Raw genomic sequence first — 19,327 nt, forward strand, 5'->3', positions numbered from 1 at the left:
CCTGGCCGTCGCACCCCGCGTCGGAGGGAAGACGGCCCGACGTGCTGCGCGGCGGAAGACCCCCACGTCGGTGGGGAGGACCGAACCGAATCCTCGCCACCATCCTGACCATCGTCGTCGGAACACCCCCGCGTCGGCGGGGAGGACAGCTGAGCCTCCTTGCGTTCCAGCGTCGTCCACGGAACACCCCCGCGTCGGCGGGGAGGACTGGCAGAGCACGACGACGGTGATCCCGAAGTCCGGAACACCCCCGCGTCGGGGGGGAGGATGTCGCCAAGGACCCGTGGGTCAACATCCGGGGCGAAACACCCCCGCGTCGGCAGGGAGGATGAACGAGAGAGACACGAACGACCTCACCGGTTCGGAGCACCCCCGCGTCGACGGGGAGGACCAACGGGTGATCGACGCGGCCTTACGCGAGATCGGAGCACCCCCGCGTCGGCGGGGAGGACCACCCCTGGCACACCGGTGCTCACCAGCACAGCGGAACACCTCCGCGTGGGCGGGAAGGACGGGTCCGTCTTGAACTTCGCCAGAGCGGCGGCCGGAGCACCCCCGCGTCGGCGGGGAGGACGCGAACATCGGCGCCGCCGAGAAGGAGATCGGCGGAGCACCCCCGCGTCGGCAGGGAGGACCTTCCGCAACCCGGCCTCACCGTGAGTGTTACGGAACACCCCTGCGTCGGCGGGGAGGACGACTTTCACGACTACATGGGTCGCGACTGGGTCGGAACACCCCCGCGTCGGTGGGGAGGACCAGTCCTGGCGGTAGCGCGCCTCCACGAGTCCGGAACACCCCCGTGTCGGCGGGGAGGACCTGACCATACGCGCCGCGCACGGCCCTGCGGGCGGAACACCTCCGCGTCGGCGGGGAGGACGAGCGGCACGGCTACTCCGGCGGCGTCAAGGTCGGAACACCCCCGCGTCGACGGGGAGGACCGACACCACGAAGGAACAGACCTCGTGACCTACGGAACACCCCCGCGTCGGCGGGGAGGACACGAGCTGCCGAATGACGGACTGTGAGACTCCCGGAACACCCCCGCGTCGGCGGGGAGGACTCCCGGCCCCGGGACCGGCTGGTCGCCGCGGTCGGAACACCCCCGCGTAGGCGGGGAGGACGACGAACGCGGGTCCGTCCATGCGTCCGAGGGCGGAGCACCCCCGCGTCGGCGGGGAGGACGCCCGAGCCCGACATCGAGCACGCCCGAGACCGGAACACCCCCCCGTCGGCGGGGAGGACAACGATGCGGTGCCAGCAAGAGGCAAATGGTAATCGCCCATTCGAAGGCTCCGGAACCCACATCTGGACTGACATCGAATACTTCCTCAAACCAGTCCGGTTTTATCGCCGTTGCTATCCCCGCCACGGCTGCCAAGGTCGCTAGTACCACCTCCCCATACGCGCGTGTGCGGATCAGCTTCTCCTTCCATTCCCACCGCCGACTCCTAACTCTTCCTCCGAGAACTCACGTGGCAGAAGCGAAGAACAATGATAGGAACTCGGCAGAAGGCGAGGTGTTGAGCGCTCCATTCATGGAATAGAGGCAGCCAAGCAAAGCCGAGCTGGTCCCTGGACCATCGAGGTACAGCTTCCAAACCGCTTTGCGATCGGGGCAACCCGGCAGCAAGTCACTACCGGCCATACGGAGGATCCTGACCGGTGACCTGCAGGGACTTCGTCTGAGCTAAGCGGTGCGTTCATGCCCCCCAGTCCGGGCGACCAGCGCGATGCGCGGTCGCGAGGGCATCGTCGCGTGACATCCCATGAACCGGAAAGGGATCACAGCTGTCATCCGCGCCGATCCTGCGGTCGCCCGTGCCGCGGCCGCCACGCTGGAGGTTGCCGCAGCGTGACGGCGCGCGTCGGAGGCGCGAAGGGCAGACTGAAGGCGGGCGAGATCCTCATGCGCCGCGTAGCCCAGGGCTCCGTCACCGAGGGAACCCCGGAGGCGGCCGTGCACCTGGGCGCGACGGACGTCTACCCGTCGTTCTCCCCGCCCCCCGGGCCCTGCGGACGGGGCGCGCGGTCCTCAGCCAGGCGGGTGACCCCGACTTCATGCGGTGGGTCGAGGAACGCAAGGCCCGGGCCCCCGCCGGCTGCCCCTACCGCCGGGGCGTCGACTCGATGCTCGCCGTCCCGCTGCGGGCCCGCTCCCTCATCTGCGAGGTGTCCGACGGCAGTTCCACCTCACCCACCTGCGCCGTGCCCACGCCTTCGACGAGGGCGGCCGAGGCCTCCTGCTCGTCGCCCAGCTCACCCAGCGCTGGGGCAGCCGGCAGACGACCAACGGCAAGACGATCTGGGCCGAACAGCCCCTGCCCCGGCCCTGTGACCACCCCGGTCACTGGAAGGGGCAGCCCGGGTTCGGCGCGTCCTCGGAGAACGGCGCGCCGTGCGGCAGCACGTACAGCACCTCCAGGACGAGCGGCGTGTCGCCCAGGTTGCGCCCTATGTGGACGTTGCCCGGCCCGGACGCCTCCTGGATGGCGCTGCCCGGCGTGTAGACCCCGTCGGAGCCGCAGTCCGAGTCGAAGTGGCTGAGCGTGCCCTGCTTCACCACGCCGTACACCGGGCCGTCGTGGTAGTGCCAGCCGGTCGCCTGACCGGCCGGGATGGTGATCTCCCTGAGTATGTAGTCCGTGTCACCGACGGTCCTCTGGGCGATCAGCCGGGCGCTCACCCCGGGCCCAGGCGGGGTCGCCCCCGCGATCGTACTTCCGACGACGACCGTGGCGGCGGCGAGCGCGCCAGTCAGGGCGGTGCGGAGCGGGGTGCGCATGGCAAGGGCCTCCTGGTTTCGCACGGGCGGGCACGACGAGCCGTCGTGTCGCTGCGAACATAGAGGCGCGCCACGCGCGTTCGGGCCGTTTTCCGGGGATCTCCCGGTCGACCCAGCCCGACCTCGTAGCCGCCATCCGGCAACTGCAGGGCCGACAGCCCGCCAGCCAGCGGACCGGCTCACAGCCCGCGTCGATCGCATCCGTCCAGCGACGGCTGGAGACCGCCCTCGCACGGATCAAGCACCTGCGGGCCGAGAACAGCGAACTCACCCGTGGGCCTCGGGTGGGTGGTGGCAGGGGTCATGCCGCGAGGGGGGTGCGCGGGAAGAGACCGAGGACGATGGCGCTGGTGCAGGGCCAGCGGACGGGCTCCTTGGGCGGTGCCGAAGAAGCGCGGGCGCGCGGGTTGACCGTGCAGCAGCGCGCGCACACCGGGTCAGCGCTAACGCTCGGAGGGGGGCTTGTTGGTGTGCTGGGTTGTTGATGGCTTGGGGTGTTGTGGGTTCGCTGAGAAGTCGAGTGGGTGGTTCGGCTGGGGTGGGCTGGGTGTGTGAACTGGGTTTATCTGTGGTCTGTGGAGTGTGGCGGGGTGGGTTGTAGGTAGTTGTGGCGTGTAATGGCTCGTTTGGTGTTTTTGCCGGTCAGGGCTGTTTGCCTGTTCGGGGGGTTGTGGTTAGCGGTTGCGGGTGGGGCGGTTGTGTTGTTCGGCGATGTGGTCGAGCTTTACGGCGTCGAGGGTGGTTTTGGTGATGCGTTCGGTGCCGTCGTGGATGGCGTTGATGGCTGCTTGGCGGATGAGGCGGGTGAGGGATCCGATGCGGCCTGCGGTGCGTTGGTGGAGGTAGGGGGCGTGGGCCGGGAGGGTGCCGGGTTTGTGGTGGTGGAGGTCGAGGGCGTTTTCGATGTCGGTGATGACGTCGCGGAACGGTTCGCGTTTGCCGTGTCGGGCGGGGAGGGGGCCGCAGTCGACGAGCGTGGCCCGTCCGGCGAGCTGAGCGCCGCGCTGCGCGAGGGACTGCATGCACTCCGCCCCGGGGCGCCCGGAGGGCCGGGGCAAAATCGAACGGTTCTTCAGGACGGTGAACGGGGAGTTCACGGTCGAGATCGCCTCCGACAAGGGCGAGGTCGGCCGCGAGATCAAGGACCTCGCGGAGATGAACCGCCTGTTCATCGCCTGGGTGGAGAACATCTACCACCGCCGGGTGCACTCCGAGACGAAACAGGAACCGCTTCAGCGGTGGATGGCCGGCGCCCCGTTCCCGGTCCCGCAGCCCGCGGATCTCGCCGAAGCGTTCCGCTGGTCCGAGCACCGCCGCGTCGCCAAGACCGCGACCGTCTCGCTGCACGGCAACCGCTACCAGGTCGAGCCCGAGCTGGTCGGCCACAAGGTCGAACTGGTCTTCGACCCCTTCGACCTGACCTTCCTGCGCGTGCGTCTGGACGGCCAGGACGCGGGCACCGCGACGCCGTTCCAGATCGAACGGCACTCCCATCCCAAGGCCCGGCCCGAAGTCCCGGCCGAGGAGCCGAAGGTGACCACCGGCATCGACTACCTCCACCTGGTCGACAACGCGCACTCCAACCACCTCGGCACAAAGATCAACTATGCGGCGCTGGCCGATCCGCCCGCCGGGGCCGTCGATCTGACCGACACCGCCGCAGAGGGCTGAGCGAGGGCGGTGAGGAACGCCCCGTGGTGTACGTGGGCCTTGACGGCGAGGCCGGCCTGCTCGCGCTCGGACTGCCGGAGTTGGTGCAGCTGTGTCTCGTGGCGCCGTGGTGGCGAGACGCTCCAGGCCGGACGCCCGAAGAACTCCAGGTGGTCGCCGACGAGTATCGGGAGGACCTGCCCGACTTCGCACGGCGACGGGACCGTGCGGCCCGGGCGCTCGGTATCGACCTGGATGAACTGCCATCCGAGGCGACGGTCCTGGCCCGGCTCGTGGAGCGCTCCCGGGGACCGGTAGCAGCGGCTTGCCTCGTCGTCGGGTACGAGGGCGATCCGCTCGACCCCCTTTTCAACACCGCCTGCCCCTGATTGACCGGCCACCGGGTCCGGCAGGCCCCCGGCTGGTGCGGGGGTGGTCGACGCCCCCGGCGCGCCAGACGCCGGTGGGTGATCTTCGCTGTGACGTACAGGTCGCGCGGGCCTATTGATCGTTTCGGCGACAGCCCGCTGCGACGCTCGTAGGATGCCTAAATGCCCAAGCCGTTACGGATGAGCCGCCGCCTGTGGGTTGCCGTGTGGGCGGTGCTGTGCGTGGCCGGTATCGCTGCCACCGCCGCACTGAACGCCTTTCCGGCGCCTGACCCGCAGCCCGAGAAGCCCGTCAGTGCCGAGTGCGCCGAGTACATCGCGGACATCGAGGCGCAGTTGGCCAAGGCCAAGAGGGAAGGCAACGAGGACGGCGTGCTGGCCTTCACTCGATCCCGGGTCGGCGCGGACGACTGCAGCGATGAAGTTCTCGACCACTTCAGCGGCGACCGGTGAGCCGCCGTACAGGGCTCGTCGCGATGGCGGGGCTGATCTGTGCCGGTGCGGTGGCGTTCATCGCCGTGAGCGCCGAGAGGGATCCACAGCCCCCTCCGCCGCGGGTGTACTCCTCCTGCCTGGCGGCCGACACCAAGCCGATGCCTGTGGGCGATGACCCGTGCGACGGCCGTTGAAGAAGCACTGAGCTTTTTCTTTAACCTCCCGCGTTTCAACGGAGGTGTGGTTGTTGATACACCAAGACTGGAACGTGGGGAGCAAAGGAATCGACTGCGGCTTGGAGGCGGTGGGGGTCGAGACGCCAGAAGTTGATGGGCCGGCTCGCGCGGAGAAGCTCGTACTCGACGTGGGGCACGGTGCGAGCTGCCTGTGCGGGAGTCATCTTGCGGTTCGCCCCCGGCAGTTCCGGGGCTCCCGCCCGGCGGTGGACGCCGACGTAGTCCATTGAGGGACCAGCCATGCGCTGCTGCCACACGACTACCGATGTGATGTCCTCCCACGGCACGAACGCCGTCTGAGCTTTATAGCGGGCTGGCGCACCGCCGAGCAGAATGCCCGTGCTGTCGACGCAGAACGCGACCAGGCGCTTCCAGCCCACGCCGGCGAGGAGTTGGAAGGGCGTGCGGGTGAAGTACGCCTCGTAGACGGCGGGATGTGGATCAGCCATGGTCAGAGACTAGCGGGACGGCCCTGCCCGCCCCGCCGCCCCTGCCGGCTGGTTCGCGAAACTAATCGCGCCTTGAGGCGGGGAGGCGTTCTTGTTCCTGGTCGGACTCCTGCTGATCTTCCCCAGCAAGGCCGACCAGCGCCGGTTCGAGAACGCAGCCAACATCATGAGAATGCGATCCGGCACAGCGCCCCCTCGCCCTGAGCTTGTTCTTAAGGTACGGCCGACCTTGAAGGTTGGCCGTATTGAAGCTCGTCCCCGGAGGGCTGCTTCGGCACCATGATCGTGTGACGAACAACGAGGAAGCCCGAGTACCGTCCATCAGCACAGGGCTTGTTGCAGGCATGCTGATCGGCATTCCAGTTGGGCTCGTGCTCGGGCTGGCTGTTTTCGACAGCATGGCGATGGGCTTGGTGCTCGGCGGTGGTGCAGGCGGAGTCCTTGGTGTCACTTTCCGCGCGTCGCGGCGCTCGCAGCGCCAGTCCCCGTGAGGACTCCGCATGGCTGCTCAGCTCGATCCGTAGCTCCGGCGCCGAACGGCATCTCGAACTGGGTCGCTCACCTGGGTATTCTCCGGACGCTGAGGCGGCCTTCGCCTGATCATGTGCTCCGACCAAGGTGCACTAATCAGAACGAAGGCCGTGAGGGTGAGTCTGCTGCCTGAAGCTGTTCCAGGAGAAGCGTTCGCGGAAGCGTCACGCTTCCGGGCCGAGTTGTACGAGTGTCTGACCGTCCGGGGCGATGAGCTGTTCGAGCTGGTGGACGCGGTGTTGTGTGCGCCGGGTGCCGTGCACTCGGCGGTGGAGCTGACGCTGCTGCCCGAGCACCGCCGTGGGCACGGCGCGATGTACGACGGCCTCAATCAGGGCGGGATCGACACCGGCCGACTGCGCTCGCTGCTGGCCGGGCTTCCGCTGCCCCGGTTTCCGGACGGGCGGCTGGTCCTGGCCGTGGACGTCTCTCCATGGCTGCGTTCGGACGCGCCCTGCTCTCCCGAGCGGCTGTTCTGCCATGTCTACGGCCGGGCGAAGACCGCCTCGCAGTTCATCCCCGGCTGGCCGTACTCCTTCGTCGCGGTGCTGGAGATGGGCGCCACCTCCTGGACTCAGGTCCTGGACGCGGTCCGCCTCGGCCCGGCCGATGACGCCACTGCGGTCACGGCCGCCCAGCTCCGCGATGTCGTCGAACGGCTCATCGCCGCAGGCCAGTGGCAACCCGGCGAGCCGGACATCGTCATCGTCACGGACGCCGGATACGACGTCACCCGCCTGGCCTGGGTCCTGCAAGACCTGCCCGTTGAGCTGGTCGGGCGGGTCCGCGGCGACCGCGTGATGCGGCTACCGAAGCCGCCCCGGATCTACGACCCCAAGGGCGGCCGGCCACCGAAGCACGGTCCGGAGTTCCGCTTCGCCAGGCCGGAGACCTGGCCCGAACCAGCGGTCACCACACGCACCGCCACGGCGAACTACGGCAAGGCCGTCACCCAGGCATGGGACCGCGTGCACCCGCGGCTGACCCACCGGGCCGCCTGGCTCGACCACGAAGGCGAACTCCCACTGATCGAAGGCACGTTGGTCCGCCTGGAGGTCGAGCACCTGTCGAAAGGCCGGGCGGCTCCAGCGGTGTGGTTGTGGTCCTCCAAGACCGGTGCCACCGACGCGGACGTCGACCGGGCCTGGCAGGCCTTCCTCCGCCGGTTCGACCTGGAGCACACGTTCCGCCTGTTCAAGCAGACCCTCGGCTGGACGAAGCCCCAGCTGCGAGAACCGGAAGCCGCCGACCGGTGGACCTGGTTGATCATCGCCGCCTACACCCAGCTCCGGCTCGCCCGCCCACTGACCCAGGATTTGCGGCACCCGTGGGAGAAGCCAGCCGCACCGAATCGGATCACCCCCGCCCGGGTCCGCCGGACCTTTCGGAACCTCCGCCAGCACATGCCCTGCCCCGCCAGAGCGCCGAAACCCTACCGGCCCGGCCCCGGACGGCCACCCGGCACGAAGAACAGACACCGGGCACCCCGCTACGACGTGGGCAAAACCGTCCGCCGCAAGAAGACTCTTATCGCCCTACAATGGTTGAAGAGTTAAAGAACAAGCTAAGTTCGGGGCCCGGCTTAAGGGGATCGCAGCGTCCAAGACGCAGCGATACCACCGTGACGCGGTGGCCGGCTGCAGTTCCTCCAGTACTTCGGCGACCTTCAGCGCGAAGCTTTCGCCTGCGTCCTGCAACTGACAGACGTAGCAAGTTCATGGCCAATATCCCCACCGCCGTCACTGTCGGCTACCTGCACGAACCAAGCTTGTCCGCGCTCGGAGCGCGCTCACTGGCGTCGGCACCAGGTGCGCCACAGGGCGAGCCGGTGCTCGGATTCCTGCGGGATCAGCTCCGTCAGTACCAGGGCCACGGCGGGCGGGGTCAGCGTGGCGAAGCCCAGCGCTACCACGGCCCACCAGGGAGCATCCGTGAGTGCCGCGGTCAGCGTGCCCGCCCCGCCACCACCGATCACGGTTAGGGAGCGGGCCAGTCCGGCGGGGCCGCCGGACGGATGAGGCTCAGTGGTCACCGGCGGCCATCCTCTTGTTCTGCAGGGCGTGAGCGCGCATCTCACTCGGCAGGCGAAGGCCGCCGCGGCGGCGCCAACCGCGGGCCTTGCGGCGGAAGCGATACAGAACGCTCTCCACGGCCGGGACGGTCATGTGGAGCAGATCAGCTATCTCGCCGGCGCTGTGACCGTCGAGGGTCAGCGTGACGACTGCGCGTTCGCGCGCTGGCGCGGACTCCAGCAGCGTCAGCACGCCGTCGCACAGCGCGGCGACCTCCCCGTCGGGAGCCGAGCCGGTCTCGTATCCGAGGCGGTGGCGGACGTAGTGCGGCGAGAGCCGGTTGGCGGTGCGGGCGAAGCGGTCCGCGCGCTCGGCTCGCCACCGCCGCATCTCGCGGGGGAAGACGAGTAGGCACTGGCCGAAGAAGTACGTTTCCAGGGAGGCTGGCTGGCCGTCACGCCCCCGGTTCTCCTCCGGCCGCCATCTCCGTTCGCCTAGGGCGCGGCGTGTGAAGGTTTGTAGCGCGGCCGCGATGGTGCGCACCGCGAGTTCGTCACGGTCCGCCTGGCTGCTGCGGAGCGTCTGGAGCTCCTCGGGGGACATTGCCAGGGGTGTGGCGGAGTCGCTGGCCAGAGCGGCGATCTCGCCGCTGCCCATCTTCGCCATCAGTGGCACGTACGCGTACCGGAACAGCTCGTCGGCGAGGAGCTCGTATCTGGCCCCTGTGAAGTTCTTGGCGCGCAGAGCCTCGACCCGCTCGACCTGGTTGCGGATCTCGGGCGGGAGCACGTTCAGTAGCTCGGTGTTGCGGGGGCGAGGCCCGGCAGGCTTCTTCGGCATAGCTCTCTCCGATGTACTGCTCACCAGCCTTCGGCGACGCTGGTTGTATCGCGGTCACCTGCCATATGCACAGGTCGTCTGAGATTCCAGCGCTCGCACGAAAGTTCTTTGAAAGTCGGCTGTGCAATTCCGCCGTGATGGGCGGCTGGCAGCGCCGCTCGAGGCGAGCTGACGCTGCCGCGCGCGAGGGCCACGGAGCCATGGGCTGTCCGGATGGGGCACAGCACTGGTGGCGAGGGCTGTTCAGCCGCGGTGGTGCGCGGACGTTCCGTATGCCGGGAGGAATCAGAGGGCGGTACGTCTGCGGATCGTTCGCTGCTGGCCTGGTGCCGACTGCCGCGCCGCCTGGGCGCGGGCAGTGTGCCGGGCGCCGAGCCGCTTGAGCTTGCGGTACACGTGCCTACCGAAGGCGAGCGGGTCGGAGGCTCCGGCCAGGAATGCCGCCTCGGCCCAGGAGCTGACCGAGGAGTGGGCCCACATCAAGGCGACCCGCTTTTCCTCCGGCCGCAGTTGGGCCAGAACCCTGACGATGCGCGGATCGTCAGGACACGCCCCAAGAGCCAGGTCCTGGACGTTCGGATATCCCCTGACCAGGTCGTACAGGGTCAGGTCGGCGCCCAGCGGGGTGTCCAGCAGCAACATGCGTGAACCGCTCGACCGCGGTCCCCGCTGCCACAGTGGCACCAGTTGTTTGTGGATGGTCCTGGCCTCAGCCCGCAGCGCCTGGATGGCGTCGAGCGTGATGCGGCCGTTGTTCTCCAGCGGTGCCGTCCAGTCGCTCATGAGCGCGGTCGAAACCGCCTCGTGCCACCGTTTGCCGGTTCGCAGGCACAGGACTCGGGAGGCGAACCAGTCGATGTGGTGGGGTGTGCTCAGGCGGCCGGCGGCGGCACCGCGCGCCTGAAGCGCCCACATCACATCGTTGGGGCCCCAGTTGGCGTAGCCGCCACGCCGGAGGAAGTGCGTGGCGGACATCAGGGCGACGCTGCCGTCGGCGTGCACCACTGGCCCGTACGCGTTGTTCGTCGGTGGGGGTTGTACCGGATAGCGGACGGCGTACGTGTACAGAGTTGCGAACAGCGGGTCGACACCCTGGGAGTTCATCGCAAGGGGGAAAGGAAGGGTGTCCCTGGCGGGTGATGCGGCGGTCACGGGTGGGCTCCTCGGTCGTAGCGAACAGCTTCACCTCTAGGCCTGGGGAAGGGGTATTCCGTCAATAAAACTGGGCCGGGCCTCCTGTGGTTCTCGTCACACCGCCTCCGTGCACCCCTGAATCGGCTCGGTTGGCCCATTGGATCTAACGGCTTCAGCCCCCTCTCCATCAGTGCGTGCGGTCAGTGTTGTCCGTGCTCTGTCGGCGTTCTGGAGCAAGATCGACGGCTGGCGTCTGTGTTCGTGGGACGTTCTTCCGGGCCGCCGCGGCTGGCTTTCCCGCGGCGAGGAATCCACCCGTCCCGCCATGGTGCGCGCCGGGCAGTACGTCAACGCTGTCGTATTGGCCGCACCGGTGGGGCCGGTGGCGTCCGCTGACAGCGAGCCGGACCCGTAGCGGCGGGTGCTGCTCGGCCCGTGCTGTGATGAGCGGCTGGGCAGGGCGGTGAGGCCCTGCGGAGGCGCATTCTGGTGCAGCGGGAGCCGCGAAAGCGCGGCGATGGCCCATAAATCCCTGTTGACGGCGTGACCCCGCTATCGGGTGCTACTAGAGGCTACGAAATGACATTGGTTGTCCTGGCGCTGACAGGTGATGCTTGGCCCACTGCTGGGACGTAACCCCAGCCGAGACACAGGACAGGCAGGGGGAGATATGGGGATGGGGCAGCCGAGCGAAGAAGTCATAGCCCGGTACCGTGCCAATCTTGAGCAGTTCGTGCTCCGCGCTCGTCGGATCGAAGGCCACTCACTCGCGGCTGATTGGGACGCGCTGGTCTCCCTGGCCAGCGCCCCCCTCAAGCTGCGCATCTCGGAGGGCGGCGAAGCCCGCATGCGCCAAGAGTTCCCCCCTGAGGAAGTAGTCGAGTCGGCAGCCGCCAGAGTCCGGCCCCTGCTGCTGGAGACCGATGCCTGCGGTTACCTGAAGTCCCTGAAAGCGGTCACGTACTTCTGCAGATCCGTGCCCAGCGACGTGGCGTGGGCGAAGGCGGCGAAGGCCGAGTGGAAGACCAGAACACACGAAGGGGTGCTCGGGTACCGCCTCATGGTCGGCGACCTCGCCACCGGGGACACCGCCGACATGTCGGACCAGGAACTGGCGATGGCGTGGATCTACGGCGATGTGGTCCACCACGACGCTGAGCGGCTCCAGGAAGCCGATCCGTTCGGTCTCTCGGGACGCTTCCGCGCGGCAGTGCCCCTCGTGGCCTGGATGATGGTTGCCGCGATCGAGTTGCTCACCTTCCTGCGCTTCCTCCAGGAAAGGGGAGAGCTCGCCCTCCGAGCCGAGGTCTTCGAAACGGAGGTCATCTTGCGGTCGACGGAATGGGAGTACCCGGCACAGATACGCACCGCTCCCGTCGGCACGCCCCCGCCTGCCGATGCTCTGACCTCATACAGCGACGAATGGGCTCCGTGGCCCGGGACCGCACCGACCACGAAACCGAGCACGACCCACCCCCGCTCATGAGGAGGCGCTGAGCCGCTAGTCGTCGACACCCGCGTAGCACTGGTCACCGAGCCAGGGGCGGCAGCAGCCGGGCAGGGCGGTCCTGCCCGGCTGCGGTGGCTACTCCCAGAGCTTCGGTAGCGCGTGCCATAGGGCTCTGAGCCAGTCGGGCGGGTTGGTCAGGAACTTGTCCACCAGGCGAGCCGTGAAGGACCGAGCGGCGCCCTGGACTATCGCGGCGGTCAGTCCCGCACCAGCGGGCTGCTGCTGTGCGGGCGACGGGTCGGGCGGCTGGACGGGCGCGGGCACGTTGTCCCGGGTCATGCTGCTGCTCCCTTGAGCAGAGGGATTGAGGACAGCGGACACCTGTCGTGGTGTCGTCCGCGTGGGGGTGGTGCACGCCTCGCGGTCGGCGGTCCTGCTGCGGCTCTCTGCCTGAGAGCGTCCCTGTGGGGCTTCGGCCCTGGCCCAGGGTGGCGTCTCCAGGCTAGCCGCGATCGGGCGTGCGTTCCCCCGGCCGTCTGTCGAGTAGTCATCAGGAGGACTCCTGAGGTGAGTTCTGGTGGGGCGAGCGGAACGGTGACGGGTCTCAGGTGCTTGCGTCTTGTCCTCTCGGCATCGGCTCCTTCACTCCCTGGTGCCTGAAGCCGACGAACGGACAGCAACGACCGGAGAGAAAGTTGCGGGGCATGCCAAAGGCCCGGACGTCTGTCCGGGCCTCCGCATCTCTCTGGTCGGGCCTAAGGAGTGGAACGCCTGCCAGTAAGGGAGCCGGTGACCTCAGCGTCCGGTTGATGCCGCGGGGCTCTCCGAAAAAATCTTGATGCGGACAGGCAGCGCTTTGGGCCCCTCGTTCGACTCCATGACGTGAACACTCTTCTGGGGCGCTGGACAGGCGGGCTGTGGATGGTCCTATCGCAGCCCAGGGTCTGGTTGGGGATCTGTCTCGTTGCCGTCCATGTGGGCATGTCAGCTCTGGTGGCGGAATGGCAGCGGAGAGCAACCCTGATCGCCCTGGTGCGCAACGCGCCCGCCGGGACGGTGGTGGTGCGGGAACGAGGACGAGGGGGCCTGCTATGCGGGTGCAGGTGGGAGAAGCCACAGAGCACGAAGGGGGACCGGTGTGAGTCAAGGAGGGATGCGACTCCCCCCGGAGACGAGGCGGCAGATCGCAGCGTTGTGGGAGCTGGAAGCCGAGTGGCTGGTGCGCTACGCCATGGTCCGGACCGGAGAGGACCAGTCCGCAGCCGAGGACCTCGTGCAGACGGCGTTCCTCGCGGCCGCGGTCCAGTGGAACTCACTCGTCGACCGCACCGATGACGAGCGCCGCAACTGGCTGCGCAGCGTCGTTCACCACAAGTGGGTCGACGGCATCCGCCGGTCCCGCAAACTGGAGCGACTCGACACGGAGGAGCGAGAAAAGTACGCCGGTCGGGGACCCGATCTCGTGGATGTGGTCTTTGCACGTGCTGACCTCGAACGCTGCTTGGAGGTGATCCGCAGCCTTCCAGAACGACGTCGGCAGATCGCCGTGTTGTTCTTCATCGAGCAGTACTCCGCGGCCCGGATCGCCTACCTACTGGACCTGCAGCCATCCGGAGTCCGCAAGCACATATCCAAGGCTCGTGCCCTGCTGCGTGAGGCTGTTAAGCCCGTGGGCACCGGAGAAGCCGAGGCACTCCCGCCACGCGAACAAAAGGAGGAGCAGGCATGACGGACAACGAGCGGAGCCGCTCCATCGACACCGACACCCTGTTCGGTCACCTGATGGACCAGACGGCGGGAGTCGTAGAAGTCGACCGGGAGAGCCTGGCACGGCGCAAGGAGCAGCTTCTCCACATGCTGGGCGAGCCCGCCGATGACACTCCTGCCCCATGGGAGGACACCCCGGCGCCCCCGCCACCGAGCAGGCCGGCCAGGCAGCGCCCCCTGACCGAGGTTGCGTTCCTGACCGTCGCGGAAGTCGCTTCCGTCATGCGCGTCTCCAAGATGACGGTTTACCGGCTGGTCCACAGCGGCCACCTTCCTGCCATCCGTGTCGGCCGAGCTTTCCGGGTCCCGGAGGAAGCGGTCCACGAGTACCTGCGCGAGAGCTACCTGGGCGTGGAAGTCGGCGGCGAACGACCGAGCGACGGTGCGTAGACCCAGCCCCATGCCCCGTCGGCAGACTGGGCGGGGCCTGGCAGACACTTTTCTGCCAGGCCCCGCGCTGTTCTCGGGACGCGGCACCTCCTGCGCACAGCACCGTCCCGTGCCGTTCTCGCCCGGGTCAGCCCACCACCGTGCGGTGACTCGCCGGCTCCCCGAGAAGTCCACTGCCGCCGGGTCGGTTGACCTGCCACCATCAGGCAGGAGCTCATTCAGGCAAGGGAACGATGGCCAACTTCCGATTCGGATCGAACGACTACACCGTCAACATCCGGGCGCAGCAGCACGTCAACTTCTTCCAAGGCTGGGACGTACACCGTCTCGCCCTGACCTTTGAGGTGACTGCCCACGGCAACTTCACCGTGGACGCGCCGTTCCTTGTCTCCGGCGCCCTCTGGACGCACGAGACACCAGGCCCGCGAGCTGGATCGGCGTCCTTCACACACCGCGGCCGGTCGGGCTGAAGTCCTTCGCCACGAACCTCACGCTCGAGACGAGCGTGACCGACCAGCAGCTGCGCGGACTGGAAAAGACGCGGGCGGGCAACGACCTGGCCCTGCGCGCCGAACTCGCCCTGACCGCATTGGCAGAGACGAAGCACTGGCGCGTCGCCGACGACCAGGAAATCATCCGCGTCCCGCACGCGACGTGGAGCAACGCCCTCACCCAGCTCGATAACGGCGCCTTCGTCGACGTCCTCATCCCGGTCACCACTGTGGAGGCCCGGGCCACCGGCGCGCGACGGATCCGCGAGGCGAAGACCGCGATCCGCGACGGACGGTACGAGCACGCCGTTGCCCTCGCCCGAGCGGCCCTCGACCCCGTACGCGAGGCCTGCAACACCCGGAGGGTCCACGACCAGGCGGTGCAGAAGAAGGCCGGGGAGCGGGACCAGGAGGAGCGCTGGGCGATGCTCACCCAGAGCGCCTACGCGCTGTTCAGCGGTGCACCGCACGACGACTCGGGTACCACCGAGAACTTCACCTGGACCCGCGCCGACGCCGTCGCGGCCGTCGCCACCGCCGCCGGCCTGCTCGCCCGGCTGGAAGACCTGCCGTAGTGCCTCAGGACGCACGAGGCTCCAGCCCGGCTCCGCTTGGCTGGTCCATTGCCACCATTCCGGCGGCTCCCCCCCAGACGGCCGATACCGACGGCACCCGCTACCCCCACTCCTGCCTGACCGGCGCGTTGGAGGCCGATGATGACCCGAAGCCTGTTTGACCTCGCCCGGAAGATGACGCCGGAAAAGGTCAGCCGCGAGTTCCGCGACTTCAGCGGGGCCCACGCATACACTGCCGCGCGCCGCCTCATGGACGAGACGTTTGCCGACTTTCCCGACGTCGACCACAGCTTCGTCCGCGAGTTCCAGACCGCAGGTTTCTCCGCTCGCGTCTTCGAGCTTGCCCTCTTCGCCGCCCTGCGCGAACAGGGCAAGGAACTGGACCGCACCAGCCCCGCGCCGGACTTCCTGACGACCGGCGACACTCCTGTGGCCATCGAAGCGACGACCACCAACCCGCCCCAGGGTGAGACAGCCGACGACGAAGACATCGCCGCTGCAGTACGCCGGCTCATCCCCGACGACATGGAGGAAGCACAGGCGGAGTTCACCATGCAGATCGGCAAAGCCCTGCGCCGCAAGCTCGAACACCGCGATGCGCAGGGCCATGCCTATTGGGAGAAGCCGCACGTCGACGGCGTCCCCTTCGTGATCGCCGTGCAGTCCTTCCACAACCCCAGCGCCCTGATCCACACCGTCAACTCCCTGGCGACCTACCTCTACGGGATCCGGGACATCGCCACCCGCGACAACCACGGCTCGCTTGTGCTGAACTCCCAAGTCGTCACAGAACACCGGCATAAGCACAAGACCATCCCGAGCGGCCTGTTCGCCCAGCCCGAAGCCGAGAACCTGGCCGCCGTGATCTTCACCAACAGCGCCACCGTGTCGAAGTTCTCCCGCATGGGAACCGAACGCGGCTACGGGCCGGAAGACGTGGCCATGGCCCGCGTCGGCCTTGCGTACGACCCTGACCCGAACGCGTCCGTGGCCGTGCCCTTCGGCTATGTCATCGGTGACTACGGGCCAGAAGACCACGAGACTTTCAGCGAGGGCTTCCACGTACTGCACAATCCGTGGACCCGCACACCCGTCGCAGCCGGTGCCCTGGATGGCTTCACCGAGCACCACCTTCAGCCAGATGGCAGGACGCTCACCACCATCCGCCATCCCGACTACTACCTCTCCCGGACTTGGATCTTGCAAGGCGAAGGCGGCGGAAACCCAGTGCAGACGGCCCGCCGCCGTGTCCAGCAGTACCTGGCCGGCCCGGAAGGCGCTCGATAAGAGCAAGCTGGCCAAGAGCCTGCCCCACCCCGCCTCGGCTTGCTACTCATGGGAGGCTGCTAGACATGCCCGACCTGCCCTCGCCCAAAGAAATCCAAGCCGCCCGCACGCCCGCCGACGGTTGGAAGCCCGACCAGCTCGCCGCCTGAGGCGTCCCGTGGCCCCCGCCCAAGGGGTGGAAGGACGAGCTGACCGAGCGCTGGCAGGCCGCATGCCAGGACGGGGCACCACCGTCCCAGCCCCGCCCGGTACCGGCCGACTTCGCACAAGAGGCGCTCGACTTCGGCTGACCCGACGACAGCGAGGCTGGACAGGATCACCCTGCCCGGCCCCGCTGTCCGCTGTCAGCGCGACTGGATCCAGAGGCCGCCGTATGCGACGACGGCGCCGCCGACCGTGGTTGCGGCCCCTCGGATCAGATGCAGGCCGGCCTCGTTGCGGAGCCGCCGGGCGCGCTTGGCCCACCGGGTCCTCGATGGGAGGGGTTCCGGGGCCGGGCTGTTGCCCGTACGCTCGGGCTTGGACATGAGCTTCTCCTTCGTCGGGGACGTTCGGTCTTCTGCAGACGGCTCCCTGCCCACCAGGGGGCCGTCGCCGTTTCCGGCGACAGCCGTGCCGTTTGTCCGCCTGTTGAGACACCAACGCGTCTCGTGGGGCGGCTGACAGCAACAAAAGCACCCTGAATAGCGCTCTGACCAGCGGAAACATGGCTTTGGTCAACTAAGTTCTTCTGTGTTTTTGTGTGGCGAACCTGGCAGAAGGCGTGTCTTCCAAGGTCTTCTCGGGTCCTTGTGGGGCGAGGCTTGTTCTTTGCTGTTCTCAATGGGTGTCATGCCGGGGTTAAGCTAGGCTCTTTGAGTTCAAATGGGCTTTGATGAGCTGGAGTTGTGGACGTGCCCAAGGTGTTGCGAATGCCGAGCTTGGATGAGCTCCCGCATGGGTCCAGAAGGAACTTCGTGGGCGAGCTGCACACCTACTTCCGCGCGGCAGGGCGTCCCTCGCCAGCCAGCATCGCGGCAGCTGTTGCTCAATTGCATGGTTCCGCCCCCGTGACTGTCAGCCGTGAGACGGTCCGGAGGTTGCTCAAAGGCGAGACCACCAGCACCTGGCCCAAGGTCAAAGCGGTACACGAGGTTCTCTGCCGTATGGCAGACCAGGACCCGATGTGGAGAAGATTCTCCGACTCCAACGACTACGACGAGGAAGACGACACCCGCACGCTTCGCGAATACCTACGCGATCTGTGGAACGACGCCGTTGAGGGTGTTGAACCTGATGACGAGGCGGGCCACCCTCAGCTGGCGCCGGTTCCGCAGGCGTCACCGCCGTCCGCCCCGGCCGGGGGATGGGGGTCGGCTCCGCAGCTGTCACCGCCGCCCGCCACAACTGGGGGGTGGGGTTCAGGGGGAGCCAACGGCGGATACAGCGATGAGCCTCCTTTCTGAGCTGGGGTGGCACCGGCACGCCCGACATCGCTCCAACTGAGCTATCGCTGTTATGCCCAGCGCATGCCGATGGCGCTGAGCTGCTCCACCCGTTCCGGTGACAGGGTGGCGGCCCGGCTGCGCTGGTTGCTGATCCATGCCCCCAGCTTCAGCTCCCGCTCCTCCTGGTCCTGGCCGTCCCTCTCGGCGACGACGATCCGTTCGATGTGCTTCCTGGGTACGCGCAGGTGTCCTTCGCGTCGGTAGTACTGCTTGGCGGCGGTGTAGTTGAGGGCCCATTTGCTGGCCTGACTGGTCCGCGGTTTGGGTTTCTCGTTCTCGGCCGCGGGTTGGATGCCGAGGATGTGTTCGCACATCCACTGCTGGACGCCTGTGAGCTTGTCCCAGCCGAGGCGGACCGAGCGCACCCACCGCCCGAGGTCCTCGCTCTGGTGCACGACCTCACCCGGCCCCATCGGCAGCGTGCCGCCGGCCTCCAGGTGCAGGCGGACTAGATGGAAGGCGCGCTGCCACTCCACGGGCCAGGCCGGGCACCACGACGGGTCGATGTCCTCGAGCTGCTCGCGCCGTTCCTCCGGAAGCGCCCCGGCCGCCGACTTCACGGGCAGCCCTTCGGCACGTCGCTGCTCGATTTCGGCGGCCCGGCGAGCGGCGGCCCGCGCATTCTTCAGAAAGATCCCCACCTTCGCACCCTTGTAGGTGGCGTCCAGCGGGGCCAACAGGTGCCCGTTGTCCTCAGCCCACCCGCGCGCCGCGGCGAGGCCTTCTTCCCAGGCGACGTCGAAGTGCGACCACACCATGCCCAACTTCTCCAGCTGTGCGATGCGGTCCGCGTCCATGTCACCCCGGGCGTAGAACCTCCGAGCGTCGGCGATCCACTGCCCAAGTGGAAACCCGGCGAGCGAGGCCGGCCACCCCTCGGCTTCCGCCTCCTGGTCCCCGCTCTCGGGCACGCGGTACGTGAACGGCACCTTCAGGTCCCCGTGGATCCGGTGGTACAGGGTGGCGGCTTCGACGCCGCGTCGCCAGTGTTGGTGTTCGGGGTTGAGGACACGGAGGTTGATGAAGGCGGCCAGTTGGGCGGGGTCGCGGGGGGTGCTGAATTTCAGCAGCTCTCTGGCCGGTACTGACAGACCACGGTTGCTTCGGTCGCTGGCAGCTGCTTCGTCTTCCTCGGGCCCGCTGCGGCTCTGTACGCCTCTGACGCGGCTTGGCGCCTGCTGCTGCGCGAGGGCCTCCACCACACGGGCGTCGTGCGCCCTGAGCGCCTCCAAGAGCTTCGCCAACCCGCCGTACGCCCGTGAGGTGAGCATGTTGTCCGTCGTCTCACCCGGCCCGAGCAGCACCGGCACCACGAGCGAGGCGACCTTCCCCTCACCCGGCTGCATGCGCAGCGCCCGGCCGACGGCTTGGACGAGGTCGGCCATGGAGCCGCGTACGTCCGCGAAGTAGACGGAGTCACAG

General features: G+C 68.0%; 19 protein-coding genes and 2 pseudogenes. 12 read left to right on the plus strand and 9 right to left on the minus strand.

The genetic code is table 11. From position 1 onward, the window contains the following. Positions 1–2,142 precede the first annotated feature (2,142 nt). A pseudogene (locus SSQG_RS43815) lies at positions 2,143–2,324 on the plus strand (ATP-binding protein); the annotation flags it as partial. 20 nt (positions 2,325–2,344) lie between these two features. Here the strand turns inward: SSQG_RS43815 and SSQG_RS37930 are convergent. Together SSQG_RS37930 and SSQG_RS37935 are read right to left on the minus strand one after the other, a co-directional pair. Next, a complete protein-coding gene (locus SSQG_RS37930) occupies positions 2,345–2,782 on the minus strand; it encodes a hypothetical protein (protein ID WP_003995328.1) in 438 nt (145 codons plus the stop codon). A 674-nt stretch (positions 2,783–3,456) separates the two neighbouring features. Beyond that, positions 3,457–3,804 (minus strand): hypothetical protein, encoded by a 348-nt coding sequence (locus SSQG_RS37935; protein ID WP_425315011.1) that lies wholly within the window; start codon positions 3,802–3,804, stop codon positions 3,457–3,459. On the opposite strand from SSQG_RS37935, the pseudogene SSQG_RS40240 reads away from it, so the two are divergent. The 3 genes and pseudogenes from SSQG_RS40240 to SSQG_RS37950 all read left to right on the plus strand — a co-directional run. Beyond that, positions 3,803–4,453: pseudogene (locus tag SSQG_RS40240) on the plus strand (Mu transposase C-terminal domain-containing protein); the annotation flags it as partial. The gene SSQG_RS37935 and the pseudogene SSQG_RS40240 overlap by 2 nt on opposite strands. Before the next feature lie 23 nt (positions 4,454–4,476). Beyond that, positions 4,477–4,821: a hypothetical protein gene (locus SSQG_RS40245; RefSeq protein ID WP_244299431.1), complete on the plus strand. Its 345-nt coding sequence runs from the start codon at positions 4,477–4,479 to the stop codon at positions 4,819–4,821. A 162-nt stretch (positions 4,822–4,983) separates the two neighbouring features. Continuing rightward, positions 4,984–5,274 (plus strand): hypothetical protein, encoded by a 291-nt coding sequence (locus tag SSQG_RS37950; RefSeq protein ID WP_003987571.1) that lies wholly within the window; start codon positions 4,984–4,986, stop codon positions 5,272–5,274. A 211-nt stretch (positions 5,275–5,485) separates the two neighbouring features. Here the strand turns inward: SSQG_RS37950 and SSQG_RS37960 are convergent, their stop codons facing one another. After that, positions 5,486–5,941, minus strand: coding sequence for a hypothetical protein (locus SSQG_RS37960; protein WP_003987569.1), 456 nt, complete (start codon positions 5,939–5,941; stop codon positions 5,486–5,488). Positions 5,942–6,228: 287 nt separating this feature from the next. On the opposite strand from SSQG_RS37960, the gene SSQG_RS41640 reads away from it, so the two are divergent. After that, entirely contained in the window at positions 6,229–6,432 is a 204-nt protein-coding gene (locus tag SSQG_RS41640; RefSeq protein WP_158680940.1) for a hypothetical protein, read from the plus strand. Positions 6,433–6,543: 111 nt separating this feature from the next. Next, positions 6,544–8,028, plus strand: coding sequence for an NF041680 family putative transposase (locus SSQG_RS37965; protein ID WP_003987568.1), 1,485 nt, complete (start codon positions 6,544–6,546; stop codon positions 8,026–8,028). A gap of 233 nt (positions 8,029–8,261) precedes the next feature. Here the strand turns inward: SSQG_RS37965 and SSQG_RS37970 are convergent, their stop codons facing one another. The 3 genes from SSQG_RS37970 to SSQG_RS37980 form a co-directional block, all read right to left on the minus strand. Next, positions 8,262–8,504, minus strand: a complete 243-nt coding sequence (locus SSQG_RS37970) for a hypothetical protein (protein WP_244299433.1) — start codon at positions 8,502–8,504, stop codon at positions 8,262–8,264. Beyond that, positions 8,494–9,324 (minus strand): sigma factor-like helix-turn-helix DNA-binding protein, encoded by an 831-nt coding sequence (locus tag SSQG_RS37975; RefSeq protein WP_039934522.1) that lies wholly within the window; start codon positions 9,322–9,324, stop codon positions 8,494–8,496. Before SSQG_RS37975 ends, SSQG_RS37970 begins: the two co-directional genes overlap by 11 nt. Positions 9,325–9,609: 285 nt before the next feature. Further along, complete coding sequence (locus tag SSQG_RS37980; protein ID WP_003995335.1) at positions 9,610–10,476, minus strand: hypothetical protein; 867 nt, start codon at positions 10,474–10,476, stop codon at positions 9,610–9,612. A gap of 658 nt (positions 10,477–11,134) precedes the next feature. Here SSQG_RS37980 and SSQG_RS37985 point away from each other — a divergent pair. After that, on the plus strand, positions 11,135–11,944 hold the full coding sequence (locus SSQG_RS37985; protein ID WP_244299434.1) for a hypothetical protein: 810 nt from the start codon (positions 11,135–11,137) through the stop codon (positions 11,942–11,944). Positions 11,945–12,043: 99 nt separating this feature from the next. On the opposite strand, the gene SSQG_RS37990 is transcribed toward SSQG_RS37985, so the two are convergent. Then, on the minus strand, positions 12,044–12,247 hold the full coding sequence (locus tag SSQG_RS37990; protein WP_003995338.1) for a hypothetical protein: 204 nt from the start codon (positions 12,245–12,247) through the stop codon (positions 12,044–12,046). An 814-nt stretch (positions 12,248–13,061) separates the two neighbouring features. On the opposite strand from SSQG_RS37990, the gene SSQG_RS37995 reads away from it, so the two are divergent. From SSQG_RS37995 to SSQG_RS38015, 5 genes are all read left to right on the plus strand, one after another. Next, complete coding sequence (locus tag SSQG_RS37995; protein ID WP_003995339.1) at positions 13,062–13,637, plus strand: RNA polymerase sigma factor; 576 nt, start codon at positions 13,062–13,064, stop codon at positions 13,635–13,637. 215 nt (positions 13,638–13,852) lie between these two features. After that, entirely contained in the window at positions 13,853–14,065 is a 213-nt protein-coding gene (locus SSQG_RS38000) for a helix-turn-helix domain-containing protein (RefSeq protein WP_003995340.1), read from the plus strand. Between the two features lie 233 nt (positions 14,066–14,298). Continuing rightward, positions 14,299–14,535 (plus strand): hypothetical protein, encoded by a 237-nt coding sequence (locus tag SSQG_RS38005; protein ID WP_003995341.1) that lies wholly within the window; start codon positions 14,299–14,301, stop codon positions 14,533–14,535. Positions 14,536–14,570: 35 nt separating this feature from the next. After that, complete coding sequence (locus tag SSQG_RS38010; protein ID WP_003995342.1) at positions 14,571–15,131, plus strand: hypothetical protein; 561 nt, start codon at positions 14,571–14,573, stop codon at positions 15,129–15,131. Positions 15,132–15,269: 138 nt separating this feature from the next. Then, a complete protein-coding gene (locus tag SSQG_RS38015; RefSeq protein ID WP_003995343.1) occupies positions 15,270–16,418 on the plus strand; it encodes a hypothetical protein in 1,149 nt (382 codons plus the stop codon). A gap of 344 nt (positions 16,419–16,762) precedes the next feature. Here the strand turns inward: SSQG_RS38015 and SSQG_RS38020 are convergent, their stop codons facing one another. Both SSQG_RS38020 and SSQG_RS38025 read right to left on the minus strand, forming a co-directional pair. Beyond that, complete coding sequence (locus tag SSQG_RS38020) at positions 16,763–16,945, minus strand: hypothetical protein (RefSeq protein WP_039934527.1); 183 nt, start codon at positions 16,943–16,945, stop codon at positions 16,763–16,765. 968 nt (positions 16,946–17,913) lie between these two features. Beyond that, a partial coding sequence (locus SSQG_RS38025) for a helicase associated domain-containing protein (RefSeq protein ID WP_039935863.1) occupies positions 17,914–19,327 on the minus strand: 1,414 nt, incomplete at its 5' end.

Source organism: Streptomyces viridochromogenes DSM 40736 (assembly GCF_000158955.1).
In the GTDB taxonomy this organism is placed as follows: Bacteria; Actinomycetota; Actinomycetes; order Streptomycetales; family Streptomycetaceae; genus Streptomyces; species Streptomyces venetus.

What these genes read in the sequence shown, in the direction of transcription:
- SSQG_RS37990 (WP_003995338.1), bottom strand. Translation starts at nt 12,247, where the DNA reads ATGACCCGGGACAACGTGCCCGCGCCCGTCCAGCCGCCCGACCCGTCG.
- SSQG_RS37975 (WP_039934522.1), bottom strand. Translation starts at nt 9,324, where the DNA reads ATGCCGAAGAAGCCTGCCGGGCCTCGCCCCCGCAACACCGAGCTACTG.
- SSQG_RS37935 (WP_425315011.1), bottom strand. Translation starts at nt 3,804, where the DNA reads ATGCAGTCCCTCGCGCAGCGCGGCGCTCAGCTCGCCGGACGGGCCACG.
- SSQG_RS37930 (WP_003995328.1), bottom strand. Translation starts at nt 2,782, where the DNA reads ATGCGCACCCCGCTCCGCACCGCCCTGACTGGCGCGCTCGCCGCCGCC.
- SSQG_RS38020 (WP_039934527.1), bottom strand. Translation starts at nt 16,945, where the DNA reads ATGTCCAAGCCCGAGCGTACGGGCAACAGCCCGGCCCCGGAACCCCTC.
- SSQG_RS38015 (WP_003995343.1), top strand. Translation starts at nt 15,270, where the DNA reads ATGATGACCCGAAGCCTGTTTGACCTCGCCCGGAAGATGACGCCGGAA.
- SSQG_RS37960 (WP_003987569.1), bottom strand. Translation starts at nt 5,941, where the DNA reads ATGGCTGATCCACATCCCGCCGTCTACGAGGCGTACTTCACCCGCACG.
- SSQG_RS37950 (WP_003987571.1), top strand. Translation starts at nt 4,984, where the DNA reads ATGCCCAAGCCGTTACGGATGAGCCGCCGCCTGTGGGTTGCCGTGTGG.
- SSQG_RS38005 (WP_003995341.1), top strand. Translation starts at nt 14,299, where the DNA reads ATGGCCAACTTCCGATTCGGATCGAACGACTACACCGTCAACATCCGG.
- SSQG_RS37985 (WP_244299434.1), top strand. Translation starts at nt 11,135, where the DNA reads ATGGGGCAGCCGAGCGAAGAAGTCATAGCCCGGTACCGTGCCAATCTT.
- SSQG_RS37995 (WP_003995339.1), top strand. Translation starts at nt 13,062, where the DNA reads ATGCGACTCCCCCCGGAGACGAGGCGGCAGATCGCAGCGTTGTGGGAG.
- SSQG_RS37965 (WP_003987568.1), top strand. Translation starts at nt 6,544, where the DNA reads ATGTGCTCCGACCAAGGTGCACTAATCAGAACGAAGGCCGTGAGGGTG.